The sequence below is a fragment of the Aeromonas sp. A600620 genome (assembly GCF_029479985.1).
In the GTDB taxonomy this organism is placed as follows: domain Bacteria; phylum Pseudomonadota; class Gammaproteobacteria; order Enterobacterales; family Aeromonadaceae; genus Aeromonas; species Aeromonas veronii_A.
In genome coordinates this window covers 70,373-84,201 of sequence record NZ_JAAKXB010000018.1, presented here as the reverse complement: position 1 = coordinate 84,201, position 13,829 = coordinate 70,373, and the positions used below count along the sequence as shown (strand labels likewise).

10 protein-coding genes are annotated in these 13,829 nt (G+C 59.7%); 4 read left to right on the top strand and 6 right to left on the bottom strand.

Translation table 11 applies throughout. The features are described from left to right. Nucleotides 1–386: 386 nt before the first annotated feature. Together tmaR and G5533_RS18715 are read left to right on the top strand one after the other, a co-directional pair. A complete protein-coding gene (tmaR, locus tag G5533_RS18720) occupies nucleotides 387–704 on the top strand; it encodes a PTS system regulator TmaR (RefSeq protein ID WP_005336024.1) in 318 nt (105 codons plus the stop codon). 208 nt (nucleotides 705–912) lie between these two features. Beyond that, nucleotides 913–3,996, top strand: a complete 3,084-nt coding sequence (locus tag G5533_RS18715) for a transglycosylase domain-containing protein (protein WP_346198312.1) — start codon at nucleotides 913–915, stop codon at nucleotides 3,994–3,996. A 111-nt stretch (nucleotides 3,997–4,107) separates the two neighbouring features. On the opposite strand, the gene yidA is transcribed toward G5533_RS18715, so the two are convergent. The 4 genes from yidA to G5533_RS18695 form a co-directional block, all read right to left on the bottom strand. Continuing rightward, nucleotides 4,108–4,917, bottom strand: a complete 810-nt coding sequence (gene yidA, locus G5533_RS18710) for a sugar-phosphatase (protein ID WP_421255765.1) — start codon at nucleotides 4,915–4,917, stop codon at nucleotides 4,108–4,110. A gap of 114 nt (nucleotides 4,918–5,031) precedes the next feature. Then, nucleotides 5,032–6,699, bottom strand: coding sequence for a DUF342 domain-containing protein (locus G5533_RS18705; RefSeq protein WP_021231653.1), 1,668 nt, complete (start codon nucleotides 6,697–6,699; stop codon nucleotides 5,032–5,034). 255 nt (nucleotides 6,700–6,954) lie between these two features. Further along, a complete protein-coding gene (locus tag G5533_RS18700; RefSeq protein WP_421285853.1) occupies nucleotides 6,955–8,103 on the bottom strand; it encodes a competence/damage-inducible protein A in 1,149 nt (382 codons plus the stop codon). A gap of 53 nt (nucleotides 8,104–8,156) precedes the next feature. Further along, nucleotides 8,157–9,395, bottom strand: coding sequence for an HD-GYP domain-containing protein (locus tag G5533_RS18695; protein ID WP_421255767.1), 1,239 nt, complete (start codon nucleotides 9,393–9,395; stop codon nucleotides 8,157–8,159). Nucleotides 9,396–9,539: 144 nt separating this feature from the next. Here G5533_RS18695 and metA point away from each other — a divergent pair, with 144 nt between their 5' ends. After that, on the top strand, nucleotides 9,540–10,487 hold the full coding sequence (metA, locus tag G5533_RS18690) for a homoserine O-acetyltransferase MetA (protein ID WP_042053667.1): 948 nt from the start codon (nucleotides 9,540–9,542) through the stop codon (nucleotides 10,485–10,487). Here the strand turns inward: metA and G5533_RS18685 are convergent, their stop codons facing one another. Continuing rightward, nucleotides 10,488–11,006, bottom strand: a complete 519-nt coding sequence (locus G5533_RS18685) for a cyclin-dependent kinase inhibitor 3 family protein (RefSeq protein ID WP_374996348.1) — start codon at nucleotides 11,004–11,006, stop codon at nucleotides 10,488–10,490. It abuts the gene before it with no gap. 143 nt (nucleotides 11,007–11,149) lie between these two features. Between G5533_RS18685 and G5533_RS18680 the strand changes: the two genes are divergently transcribed. Beyond that, nucleotides 11,150–11,620 carry an Lrp/AsnC family transcriptional regulator gene (locus G5533_RS18680; RefSeq protein ID WP_005336001.1) on the top strand — a complete coding sequence of 157 codons (471 nt, stop codon included), beginning with the start codon at nucleotides 11,150–11,152 and terminating at the stop codon, nucleotides 11,618–11,620. Between the two features lie 91 nt (nucleotides 11,621–11,711). Here G5533_RS18680 and G5533_RS18675 read toward each other — a convergent pair whose 3' ends face one another. After that, entirely contained in the window at nucleotides 11,712–13,676 is a 1,965-nt protein-coding gene (locus tag G5533_RS18675) for an LTA synthase family protein (protein WP_421352991.1), read from the bottom strand. Nucleotides 13,677–13,829 lie beyond the last annotated feature (153 nt).

The window sequence follows — 13,829 nt, the reverse complement described above, 5'->3', positions numbered from 1 at the left end:
AGGCCTTTTTGCTATGGGCGGTTTTTGCCCATAAGTCCCACTGGTTTGCACACCAGAACCAACACAAAGCCCAGTCTTACGACCGCGCGTTGGTGTTTTTAGCGTGTTAAACAGCCTGTATTAGCATTTATCTGCAGGAAGAGAACTAAAAATCCTGTCATTTCCTCCATTTTCTATCTATATCAAGCCCTTATCTGATGGATTACTGGCTATTTTAACTGGTTTACTTTTGGCCAAACTCTGTTCATGGCGCGCGATTAGGGTTGTATCTCGCTTATAACTCGGTAGAGTAAGGGCATCTTGAGTTTGCCTGTCCCGCGCCGAGTTTGCCGGGTTCCAGGTGTAACTTGGCCAGTTTTTATCAACCTTAAGTCAGTGGTATCGATATGGAACAAGTAAACAAGTCCACCTTCAGCGATGTACTGGAATATGTGCGTATGTCCCGTCGCCAGAACAAACTCAAGCGTGAAATTGCGGATAACGAGAAAAAGATCCGTGACAACCAGAAGCGCGTGCTGCTGCTCGACAACCTGAGCGACTACATCAAGCCGGGCATGAGTATTGATGATGTGCAGGCGATCATCGCCAACATGCGTGCCGACTATGAAGAGCGCGTGGATGACCACATCATCAAGAACGCCGAGCTTTCCAAAGAGCGTAAAGAGCTGAGCACCAAACTGAAGGGCATGAGCTCTCACAAGTAAGCGTTCAGCTTTTGCTTAAAAGACACCGGCCACTGGCCGGTGTTTTGTTATCAGCTCTGATCTCTGCCACTCCTGCAACAATCGGCTCCCCTTTTTAGAATTGCCCTGTTACCATCACTACAAAGCGGTCAATAGTTTCAAGCCATTGACTTGAAAAGACTAAGCTTGAGTGAAACACAATAAATTGCGCAACCATGGTGGGGCTGATATGGGCGCATCAGAACAGACGGATTTGACACAAGTGGCATCTCAAGATTCATCTGTCCAGACCTCGGACGGGAACCCAAAGCGCAAGCGCCGTCCCTGGTGGCGTTGGCTGTTCTGTTTTCTCTTTTTATTGTGCCTGGGGGCGGTGATCGCTCTGGTTGGCTATGAGATGAAAACCTCGAAGCTGCAATCTCAGGAGATATCCCGTTATGCCGCCAAGCTCACCTATCAGGTCGAGCCTGGCCAGAGCAAGCAGATCGCATTCCCTGAGGATGGCCCGTTCGACAAGCGGCTCGGCTATGTGCAACTGCCGATGATGCAGGAGCGTTTGCTTCAGCGGGGCTATGAAGTCAGCAAGCAGGTGCATTTCTCCGACGCGCTCTATGACTACGCCAGTCGTGGCTTCTTCGTGCCCTATACCGAGAAGGTGCAGGCTGGCCTGACGTTGCACGATTGCCGCGCAGAACCTTTCTATCAATTCAAGTATCCGACCCATCACTATCCGGATTTTGACTCAATTCCGCCGCTCGTCATCCAGTCGCTGCTGTTTATCGAGAACCGCGACTTGCTGAGCAACGAAGAGCCGTTGGCCAACCCGGCGGTCGACTGGCCCCGTTTTGCCAAGGCCGCGCTCTCTCAAGTGGGCAAGGCGCTCGATATGCAGGATCAATCTGCCGGTGGCAGTACCCTGGCGACCCAGGTGGAGAAGTATCGTCACTCGCCGGATGGCCTGACCCTGTCGCCGACCGAGAAGATCCGTCAGATGGCCTCTGCCAGCGTGCGTGCCTATCGTCTCGGGCCGGAAACCCTCGAAGCGCGCAAGCTGGTCGCCTGGGCCTACCTCAACTCGGTACCGCTCTCGGCTGCGCCGGGATATGGTGAGGTGCATGGTTTGGGGGATGGTCTCTGGGTCTGGTTTGGTGCCAATGTCGATGACGTGAACCGTCTGCTGGACCCCGCCCGCAACCAGAACGCACCGCTGGCCGAACAGGGACTTGCCCTGCGTCAGGTTGTCTCTTTGATGATTGCGCACCGCCGTCCCTCTTACTATCTGGCTCAGGGGCGAGAGGCGCTGGCTACCCTGACCGACAGCTACCTGCGCCTGTTTGTGCAGGAGGGGATGATCACGCCACCTCTGATGGAGGCGGCGCTCAAGGCCAAGATTACGTTCCGGGACTTCCTGCAGTCCCCGGCTATCACCCGGGTGAACAATAACAAGGGGTTGCAGGTTGCCCGTACTCGCCTGAGCCGTCAGCTCGGGGTGCAGCTCTATGACCTTGACCGGATGGATCTGACCGCCGATACCAGCCTCAACATGCCGCTGCAGAACGAAATCTCCCGTTATCTGCAGCAGTTGGCCGACCCGACGTTTGCCGCTCAGGTGGGACTGTTTGGTGAGCGCCTGCTCTCGCCGGAGAAGACCGGCGATGTGCGCTACAGCTTCACCCTGTTCGAGAAGTCGCCGGATGGGTTCAAGGTGCGGGTACAGACCGACAACACCGATCAGCCGTTCGATATCAACGAAGGCTCCAAGCTGGAGTTGGGCTCAACCGCCAAGTTGCGGGTACTGACTACCTATCTGGAGATCGTGGCCGAGCTGCACGACAACTATGCCGGGATGCCGGTCGAGAATCTGCGCAAGCTGGCTGCCGTCTCTCAGGACAACCTCAGCCGCTGGGCTATCTCCTATCTGATGACGGCTCAGGACAAGAGCCTGCCTGTGATGCTGGAAGCGGCGCTGGATCGCAAATACTCCGCCAGCCCCAACGAAGGGTTCTTTACCGGTGGTGGCATGCACACCTTCAACAACTTCCGCCGCGAGGATAACAATCGTATTCCGACGTTGCGTGACTCTCTGCGTGAGTCGATTAACTTGCCCTTTGTGCGGCTGATGCGCGATATCGTGCGCTACAGCCTCTACAAGGAGGGCAACCGTGCCCAGTTGCTGAAGGATGACAAGGATCCCCGTCGTCAGGAGTATCTGGCCAAATTTGCCGACAAAGAGGGCCAGACCTATCTGCTGCGCTTCTGGCGCAAATATCGCGGCAAGACCCCCGAGGAGCAGCTCGATACCTTCCTCGACGGTCTCAAGCCGAGTGCGGTACGTCTGGCGGCGGTTCACCGCTACCTGATGCCGGAAGCCAGCGAAGCGGCTTTTGCTGCCTTCCTGGCGGAACGGTTGCCGCGGGAGAAGCTGAGTGCGAAACGGGTCAATCAGCTCTATGTGAGCTATGGACCGGGCAAGTATTCACTGCCGGATCAAGGCTACATCGCCCGGGTTCACCCGCTGGAGCTGTGGTTGCTGGCCTATCTCAAGGAGTTCGACAAGGCCACCTTTGCCGACGCGGTGGCGGCCAGTCGTGACGAGCGGCAAGAGGTCTACAGCTGGCTGTTCAAGACCCGTCATCGCAGTGCCCGTGACAGCCGGATCCGCACCATGCTGGAGGTTGAAGCCTTCCTCGATATCCATCAGCGCTGGGCCAAGCTGGGTTATCCGTTTGATCATCTGGTGCCTTCGCTGGCGACCGCGTTGGGTAGCTCCGGCGATCGTCCGGCTGCACTGGCCGAGCTGATGGGGATTATCCAGAATGGCGGTGTCCGCTCGCCAACCTTGCGTATCGAGCATCTCTCGTTCGCCAAGGGGACGCCCTTCGAGACCGAGTTTGAGCCGCAGCACACCGAGGGTACCCGGGTGATGCCAGCAGAGGTGGCGGCCGCCCTGCGCAGTGCGCTTTCCAAGGTGGTTGAAGGGGGCACGGCAAGACGTATCGCCGGTGCCTTTACCCTGCCGGATGGCACTGTGCTGCAGATGGGGGGCAAGACCGGGACCGGGGATAACCGGATTGAAACCGTGGGTCGTTATGGCAACGTGACCAGCTCGCTGGCGCGCAACCGCACAGCGACCTTCGTTTTCTATCTGGGTGAGGATCACTTCGGTACTCTGACCGCCTATGTACCGGGTAGCCAGTCTGACAAGTTCCGCTTCACCTCGGCGCTGCCGGTGCAGGTGCTCAAGGGGATGGCTCCCCTGCTGACGCCTTACCTGCAACCGGGCTCCCATACCCAGTGTCTGGCGAACCAGTGATGCGCACGAATTACCGCTCATCACGCAGATAACTAACCAGAGAAAAAACGGGGAGGCTGACAGCCTCCCCGTTTTTATTTCCTCATCGGGCGCAGCGGCGCTCGATTGCGATCAGGCGTTCAGTACGAACTGTTCGATCACCTGAGCTACACCATCTTCATCGTTGCGGGCGGTGGTGTGCTGGGCGAGAGCCTTGATCTCGTCGGTGGCATTGCCCATCGCAACCCCGAGGCCTGCGTATTCGATCATGTGGCGATCGTTGCCCGCATCCCCGACGCAGATCACCTGAGCGGCGGTTAGGCCCAGGTGCTCGGCCAGTGCGGCGACGCCGGTTCCCTTGTTGCTCTGCTTGTTCATGAATTCGAGGAAAAAGGGGGCGCTCTGTACCACGGTATAGCGCTCATAGAGCTCAGCAGGCAGTCGCTCGATGGCGCGGGAGAGCTGGGGCGGCTCGTCGATCATCATCACCTTCATGATCTGCTCGTCGGCAGGCAGGGTAGCGAAGTCGATCAGATTGATCGGCATGCCGATCAGGCGGGATTCGTGCTCGGTGTAGGTGCTGACACGGGGACTGATCAGGCCCTGGGTGACTGAGAAACCGTGGACGTTCACTTCCAGCTCATCAGCCAGTTTGGAGACGGCGCTGGCGTCACTGCCGGTCAGCAGCTGGCTGCGGATGATGCGCTGATCGGCCACCTGTTGCACCAGGGCGCCGTTGTAGCAGATGACGTAGTCATGCTCTGTGGTGAGGCCGAGCTCTTCCAGATAGCGGCTCATCCCTTCCAGCGGGCGGCCGGAGGCCAGCACAACGGTTACCCCTTTGGCGCGCGCGGCGCTGATGGCGGCGTGGGTGCGGGGAGTAATCTGGCCCTGCGGGTTGAGCAGGGTGCCATCCATATCCAATGCGATCAGCTTGTACATCTCTCACTACCTGAGTCTGGGTGGCCCGCCCGGTGGGGCCAAGGAAGTGGCGAGTGTAGCGAAAATCGGCGGCGGGATCACGGCCGGTTCAGCGATAGGGCCGTGCCGGTTGAGCTATTTGTGTCCCTCGTAAGGGGTCATCTCCAGGGTTTCATCATGGATGGTCAGACGGGTAGGGCCTCGGGTGATGGTAACCTTGCGTTTGAAGCTGGCCATCTCGACCTCGATGCCGGAGTAGAGGTGTTGGGTGGCAATGACCTCCATCTGAGCCATCAAGTTTCGCAGCTCCTCCTGGTTGGCGGTGAGCTGCTCATCGAGCTGGGCCAGTTCGGCCAGCTGATGGTCCCGGATCGGTTTGAGCTTGCGCAGGGTATCCGGATTGCGCTTGTCGCCGGGCAGTTGCAGCAACTTCATGACCAGCTCCTTGATTTTCTCCAGCTGGGCCTGACACGCCTGCTGGCGCAGCTTGAGCTGGTGTTCCTGCTCCTTGTGGGTGAAGTAGCCGCCGAGGATCTGCAGCCGGGTATGGTTGGCGGCCTCGGCCCCCAGGCTGGGGGCCATGATCAGGCGATTGGCAATGCTGGTGCCCCCCAGCAGAGTGCCTTTGCGCATGTTGCTATCGCCTACCTTGATATCTTGTCCGCTGCGGGAGTAGCAGTGGCTGAGCTGGCTCTGGATCTGGATATCCCCCCCCGCTTCCAGCTGGGCATACTGGGCGTAGCTGGCGTGGATCTCCCCCTGCGCATTGAGTTGGCAAAGGTACTCTCCCTGCTCGTTGCGGCGGCCAATGATGCCGTGGCGTACCGTAATGCTGCCCCCTGCCTCGATCCAGCCCCCTTCGATAAAGCCGCCAATCACGATGTCACCGCTGACCCGGATCTTCATGCCCGGGTTGACGTCGCCGCTGACGATTAAGCCCCCTTCAAAATCAATATGGCCGTGGCGGGCATCCACCTGTTTTACGCTGAGCACCTCGTCCACCTTCATGCCTGCTTTCTCCTGACAGGGCAGGCCAGCCCGACCGGCAATCAGCAGGTCGGGATCGTCGGGGGAGATAAAGGTACCCTCGCCAGCACTCATCGGACTGTCTTTGCCATCCTTGGCTGGTAGGTCCTGACCGGTTACGGTAAAACCGGGCACCCCGACGGTGGCCGGATGACGGCGCATCAGCGGAGCGCCGGCCTTGACGGTGACGATGGAGCCGAGATCCCGCAGGTCGACCTTGCCATGACCCAACTCCTGCGGTTTGAGGATCCGTTCGGCCGGGGTCTCCACCAGCCGCTCATAGCGAGTGTCCTGACCATTGACGGCTGGCTGGCCGTTGGCAATCACCAGCTTGAGCTGACTGCCGGGGGCGGCCTCCTTGGCCGACTGGATGGCAGCGGTGAGCAGTTGCTCACTCACCCCCTGTTTGATTTCGCTGATGGCGATCGCCTCTTTCAGCTGTTCCAGCGTCACATACTTGCCCCCCCAGTCGGCAGTGATCTGGGCGATGGCGCTCATGCGATCCTTCTCCACTATTACGGCGAGTCGGGCATCCTGACGCTTGCCGACAGGGATGGGGTTGGCGGGGACGGGGGCGGCAGGGTTGGTGAGCAGGGTGTTGAGCAGGCTGATGGCCTGTTTGATCCCCTCGGGCAGCGGCTGATAGCGGCGACAGTTGGAAGCGAGCAGCAGAGCCTGCACATCCTGTTCCGTGACAGGTTTGGTGAGACCGGCGGCAATCCGCAGGCAGACCAGTTCCATATCGCTTGATAGCAGCAACCACTCTTTGCTTAACACCGCATCTCCTTGCTGGATGAGAACGGAGCGATCGGCTCGCTCCTCTACTGTCATTTAATCTCTCAATGATTAATAAAGCGAGTCGCCAACCCTGAGAGTGGGCAGTATTCAGATATTTCCTCTGAATGGTCAATGAATTGAAGTCAAATCGGTGATGGCGGCCAGATAAATGTGGGCGCTGTTTGGAAACGGAGTGAAAAGACGGATCGCAGCGCCAGCGACATAGAGTCGCTGGCAGGGGAATGGCGGTTCTTATCAGCTGCGCTGGGCTGTTCTGGCCAGGGTGAGGTAATCGCCGAGTACCGGCTCACCCAGCATATGGCGGCGCAGCATGTCTAGGGCGGCAAAGGCGAGGATCTTGCGGCGGCTCTCCGGGTCGGGGTGGCTGACCTTGACCGTCTGACCGACGTGTTTTCCATCGGCGCTGAGCAGCAGTGGCACCCCCTCTGGCCCTTTTCGCCCTATGGTCAGTTGCAGGCCCGCATCGGCGGTCGGCAGTTGCGCCAGCTCATCGGCCAGTTGTGTACTGAAGTTGGCCTCCAGCCGGGGATGGCCGTGACAAAGTGCCAGCAGAGCGCCGCCACTCTCTCCCTCCAGCAGAGCCAGCGGTTTACCTTGCAGCAGCGCGAGGATCTGCTGCGCCGGTTCCGTATCTCCGCTGCCAACCAGCCAGGGGCGGATCGTATCCAGCAGTCGGCGCTCGGCACCCTCCATGTCAGCGGTACTGGCGCCGTGGCCGATCAGTTTCAGCTCGATAAGGGGCATGGAGGAGCGGTAACCCAGCTCAATACCAGCTGGCCAGGGGTCGGCATCCAGCATATCGCTGAGCGCCGACTCCGAGACACCGAAGGTGTAAAAGCGACGCAGCTCGGTATCGATCTGTGCCCCGGCCAGCTGTTTGAGGCGCGGCAGAATTTGCTCGCGTACCATCTGCTTGAATTCGAACGGCACGCCCGGGGTGAAGAAGAGCTGGCTCTGGCCACTTCGCACCACAAAGCCGCAGGCGGTGCCAACCGGGTTGTCGAGGATTTCGCACCCCTGTGGCAGCCATGCCTGTTTGGCATTGCTTTGTGCCATGGGGCGGCCACGGCTGGCGTAGCGCGCTTCGATGGTAGCGAGCCAGTCGGGGAAGAGGGTGAGCGGTTGGTCAAAGGCCTCGGCTGCCGCCTGAGCGGTGAGGTCGTCGGCGGTGGGCCCGAGCCCGCCACACACCAGCACCACCTCGGCGCGGCTGGCACTCTCTTGCAGCACCGTTTTCAGGTCAGCGAGGTTGTCACCCACCGTCAGGCGACGGCGCACCTGCCACCCCTGTTCCAGCAGCAGAGCGCTGAGCCAGGCCGCGTTGGTATCCACCACCAGACCCGTCACTATTTCGTCTCCGGTACTGATGATCTCGATACGCATGGCGGGCTCCTTGGGTGAAACGGGTGACTACGGTTGGCCTCGGGCCAAGACAATCAGGATTTGTTGTGCTCGAAGTAGTAACTGATCCGGGTACGCGGATTGAGGTACTCGAACACGGCGGGCGGCAGCCGTTTGGGGTGGATCACCTTGGCGATCGACAGTTCGGCCTGCTGCAGGTCGATGATGGCGGCTTCCTGACGGGGAATGCGCGGATCGTAGACCAGCACCGAGGGGTAGAGCAGGCGGGAAGCGTTGACCGACATTACCAGCCCCACCTGACCGTTGGAGAGTTGCACCACGCTGCCGGGGGGATAGATCCCCATCAACCGGATCAGCATGCTGAGGTACTCCGGATTGAACTGGGCCTTGCGCTGCTTGTAGAGGCCGCTCAGGGCCGAGTAGGGCACCTTGGCCTGCATGTGGCAGAGGTTATCGTACTCGTTGATCAGCGACACCATCTGGGTGAGCTGATCGAGCTGGCCGCCCTTGAGCCCTTCCGGCCCGCTGCCATCGAGATATTCGTGGTGGTGCAGCACTATCCCCTTCGCTTCCGACGGGAAATCCTTGGCCAGATTGAGCAGATCCAGCCCGTAGCGCGGGTGCTGGGCCATCAGGTTCTGCTCCGGCCTGGTGAGCGGCTCGGTCTTGCGCAGGATCTGGCTCGGGATCTTCAGTTTGCCGATGTCGTGGAACAGGGCCCCCATACCGATATGGCGGATCTGGTCGGCCGACATGTTGCACTCCTTGGCCAGCAGCATGCTGAGCACGCTGACGTTGAGGGAGTGGAAGTAGAGGTTGTTGCCATCCTCGCTGTCGGAGACCAGGTGCAGCACCATCTCGTCCACCGAGAGCAGCTGTTCTGTCATGGCGTTGACCAGCTCCTGCGCCTCGCCGATGGCATTGAGGGGGCGGGACTGGATCTTGCTCATCACGCTGCGCACCTGGGCCAGCGACTGCTGAAACTGTTTCTCGCACTGCTGCAGGTTGCGACGATACTGCTGCAACTGCTCGATGCGGCGGTCCTTCTCCTGCTGCATCTGAGCCTGGCGCTGGGCGGCGTCTGCGCTCTCTTGTGGTTGAGGCTGTACCTGATTGAGGGGCTTGGGCGGAACGTCGCTCTTGTCGGGAATGATGGTGACCAGTTTCAGGCCGAGACGGCGGATCAGCTCGATCTCTTCTTCACTTTTGATCTTGAAGCTGGAAAACAGGAACGGGTGTTCGCGCCACCCCAGTGGCAGGGATACATAGTTGCCGACTTGCAGTCGATCTACGGAAATCTTGATACCGGTCATTATCTTGGAAGCAGGAGACACACTGAGCCGTATGCTAGTCAAAGGCGGGGGTGAATACAAAAGGTATCTGATGACAGGGCTGGAGCTTTATTATAGGCTTCTGGATGTCCAGACATATTTACCGATGCAGTACAGGGAGTAAGCATGCCGATCAAGATCCCGGATCAGTTACCCGCCGCCGAAGTGCTGGGGCAGGAGAACATCTTCGTGATGACGGAATCCCGGGCCGTCACCCAGAACATCCGCCCGCTGCGGGTGCTCATCCTCAACCTGATGCCAAAGAAGATTGAGACCGAGATCCAGCTGATGCGGATGCTCTCCAACTCGCCGCTGCAGGTGGATGTGGATCTGCTGCGCATCGATGACAGGGAGTCAAAGAACACGCCGCAGGCCCATCTGGAGAACTTCTATCACGACTTCGAGCAGGTGCGTGGCAATAACTACGACGGCATGATCATCACAGGGGCGCCGCTCGGGCTGGTGGAGTTCGAAGAGGTGGTCTACTGGCCGCGCATCGTCGAGATCATCGAGTGGTCCCATCAGCATGTCACCTCCACCCTGTTCCTCTGCTGGGCGGTGCAGGCGGCGCTGAAAGCCTTGTATGGTATGGAGAAGCAGACCCACGGCGAGAAGCTCTCCGGGGTTTATCGCCACCATCGCCTCGATGAACACGAGCCGCTGCTGCGCGGTTTTGATGACGAGTTCGTCGCCCCCCACTCCCGTTACGCGGCGTTTGATGGCGATCTGATCCGCGCCCAGACCGACTTGCAGATTTTTGCCGAGTCAGAAGAGGCGGGGGTCTATCTGGCGGCGACCAAGGATTGTCGTCAGGTGTTTGTCACCGGGCACCCGGAGTACGATGCCCTGACGCTGGACGGGGAGTATCAGCGGGATCTGGCGGCGGGGCTCGACCCGGCCATTCCGGTCAACTACTACCCGAATAACGATCCGAGCCGGACGCCGCGCGCCAGCTGGCGCAGCCACGGTCATCTGCTGTTTGCCAACTGGCTCAACTACTACGTCTATCAGCTCACCAGCTATCGGGTGGAAGATATCGGCAAGGTCTTTACCTACGACCAGGGAGGCAAGTAGTCAGTCGCCCTGCGCCAGCCGCTCGGCCAGCTGGTCTAGCCATTGGCGGTGGCAGGCCAGGGTAAACGCCTTGGGTCTGTGGGCCTTGATGGCGGCCATCGCCTCTTGCTGTGGCTGGCCGAGGGTCATCAGCAGCGCGGCGGCGACCAGACCGGTACGACCGCTGCCCCCTTTGCAGTGGATGACCAGATGTTTGCCATCCCCCAGCAGCTCGCGCAGCTGTGGCAGCGCCTGTTGCCAGGCCGCCTCGAAGTCGGTGTCGGGGGCCAGATCATCCTCGATGGGCAGATGGAACCAGCGCATCCCTTCGTGCTCGACCTGTTGGTCGAGCTGCGCCAGTTCGAGTCGGATCAACTCGGCGCTTGTCATCAGGGTCACCACCCCGTGGGCACCGGCCAGCCGCAGTTGATCGAGCGCCAGGGTCAGCGGCACCTGCTGGGTGCCGGGGCAGGGGGTCAGCAGCAGCTGACCATCGACACGGGGAACCTCAAGGCTCCAGAAAGGGTGATACGGGTGCATGGCGGATCCTCGCGTGGTGGCCGCAGGGCTGCGACCGGTGAATGGCGCCAAGGATAGGCGGGGCAGGGGGGATGTCAATGGCCGTTGTGTTTGCCCCGGTTTACGGGCAGAGTCTAAAAAATTGAGCGGTTCAAGGAGTTAAGATGAGAAACCTGGATCAACTGGATTTGGATATCTTGGCCCATCTGTTTCGGGATGCGGGCATGACCAACAAGGATCTGGCCGCGCTGGTCGGTGTTGCCCCCTCCACCTGTCTGGAGCGGGTGCGCAAGCTGCAGCAGGATGGCGTGCTCAAGGGAGCGCACTGCGAAGTGGATTATCAGGCCCTCGGTGGCCACATTCAGGCCATGGTCTCCCTGCAACTGGCCCGCCACAGCCGCCAGATCATCGATGCCTTCCGGGATGCCATTCTTGCGCTGCCCGAAGTGATCAGCCTGTTCCACATGGGGGGCAAGGATGATTTTCTGGTGCACCTCTGTGTCTCCGACACCGAGCACCTGCGCAACTTTGTCTTTGATCACTTCACCTCCCGCGAGGAGGTGGTGCACCTCGAAACCTCGCTGGTATTCGAGCACAAGTTCAGCCGCTCCCTGCCCTGCTTTCCCCAGCCATAACGGCCTGTGGGCCGACGGTATGGATAGATGGAAAAAACCGCCAGCTGGCGGTTTTTTCCATTCTGCTATCGATTGAATTTGCTCGGGTGGCTCAATTGGCTGCGGTGCGTTCATCCTTGGCCGTCTGATAGAGACTCTTCTGATAGGCCATGCTGCCCCACAGGGCAAGACCGAGGGCATCCTCCTTCAAGGCGTCCGGCTGCGCCGCCAGAGTCAGCTTCTCGCTGGCATTGTCGTAGACATAGCCCTCTGCCGCCCGTTCCGGTTGCAGGATCACCACATCCTTGCCGCGCATCAGGGCGAAGTTCTTGTCGTACTGCATGATGGCGCGCCCCGGCCAGTCGGCGGGCATACGGGTCAGATCCTTGCCGAGCATGGGGTAGTCGGCACTGATCCCCATCAGGGAGAGCAGGGTAGGCGCCATGTCGATCTGGCTGACGATACGCGAATCCTTTCTCGGCACTATGCCATCGCCCACGATAACCCCCGGAATATGGAAGCGGGGAATGGGCACCAGACTGGCGCCACCGACCCGGCTGTCGTGATCGGCGATGACCAGGAACAGGGTGTCCTTCCAGTATTCGGACTGTTTCGCCTTTTTGAAGAACTCGCCGATGGCGTAATCCGCATACTTGGCCGCGTTGTTGCGGGTCTGCTTGGGCTGCTCGAAGAGTTCGATGCGGTTGTCCGGGAATTCGAACGGATCGTGGTTGCTGGAGCTGAACACCAGACTGAAGAAAGGTTTACCCTCCTTGTGCAGTGCTTTGAAGGTCTCGTCGGCCTTGGCCATCAGATCCTCATCGGAGGCGCCCCAGGAGCCTTTGAACACCGGATTGTCGAAATCCTTCTGTTCGACGATGGTGGTGAAGCCGTTGCCGAGGAAGAAGCTGCGCATGTTGTCGAAGTGACTCTCGCCGCCATAAATAAAGCTGGTGTCGTAACCCCGCTGTTTGAGCAGATCGGCGATGGTGAAGAAGTTGGTCTGGCTCTTGCCGAGTTTGACCACCGCCTGTGCCGGGGTCGGCGTGAAGCCGGTCAGTACCGCCTCGATACCGCGCACCGAGCGGGTGCCGGTGGCGTAGAGCTGCTCGAAGGCCCAGCCCTGCTGCGACAGGGCGTCGATGTTGGGGGTAAGCGGCAGGCCGTCGAGGGAGCCGACAAACTGGGCGCCCAGGCTCTCCTGCAGCAGGATCACCAGATTCTTCGGTTTACCCTGGAAGCTCGCCTGGTTGAAGGTCTGGCTGGGCAGCAGATCTGAGTTGAAATCACTGGCCGGACGGCCACTCTCCTTGCGCATGACTTCGAGCACCTTCTGAGGGGTCATCTCGCCGTAAAACTGGCCGGCATCCTCCTCGGCGCCCATCTGTTTGATGGCAAAGAAGAGGGAGTAGGCGGAGTTGACGGTGAGCGAGTTGACCAGCGGATCCTCGGCAAAGGCGACCATGGCCGGGTTCAGGGCGCGGTGGCCGAGACTGGAGCGGGCACCGAGAAAACCTATGGCCAGAATGAGCAGGGCGAAGGCCGGACGCAGATACCAGCGGGGGAAGCTGAGGCCATGCACCAGACGGCCGCTCAGCCACCAACCGCCGGTCAGCACGGCGCCACTGAAGAGTAACGCCAGCAGCAGCTCGGCTTTGCGCCCCGCCCACAGCATGGCGAACACCTCTTTCGGATAGATGAGGTACTCCACATAGAGACGGTTGGGACGCACGCCATATTCGGTGACAAACGAGGGGGTGGAGATCTCGAGGAACAGCATCAGCCAGAGTCCGACGGTCAGCCAGACGCGCATCAGTTGCAGCCAGCCCCGGCCGATGGCATGGGGGCCTGCCAGCAGCAGAGTGAGCATGGCGGGGACACCCCAGACCCAGCAGAGGGTCGCAAAGTCGACCCGGATCCCTTGCAGCAGCATCTCCTGCCAACCGGCCACGGCATCCACCCGTTCCAGTTGCCAGAGACCGAGGGCGATTCGGCTGAAAGAGAGAGAAAAAAGCGCGAGCGCGCAGAAGACGGCGAAGGGCCAGAACGGGCCGAGTCGCTGTTTTAGATCTGTCATGTTTGTTCCTGAATGAGACTGTAAACGTCTGTCCACAGACGTTTTTTTAGTTGTTGTGAGGTTATGACAGATCGAATTGGTTAAGGTTGCATTCAAGTTTGTTAAAAGTCGGCATTAACACATTTATCATCTAAAAATGTGATGTCGCGCCAC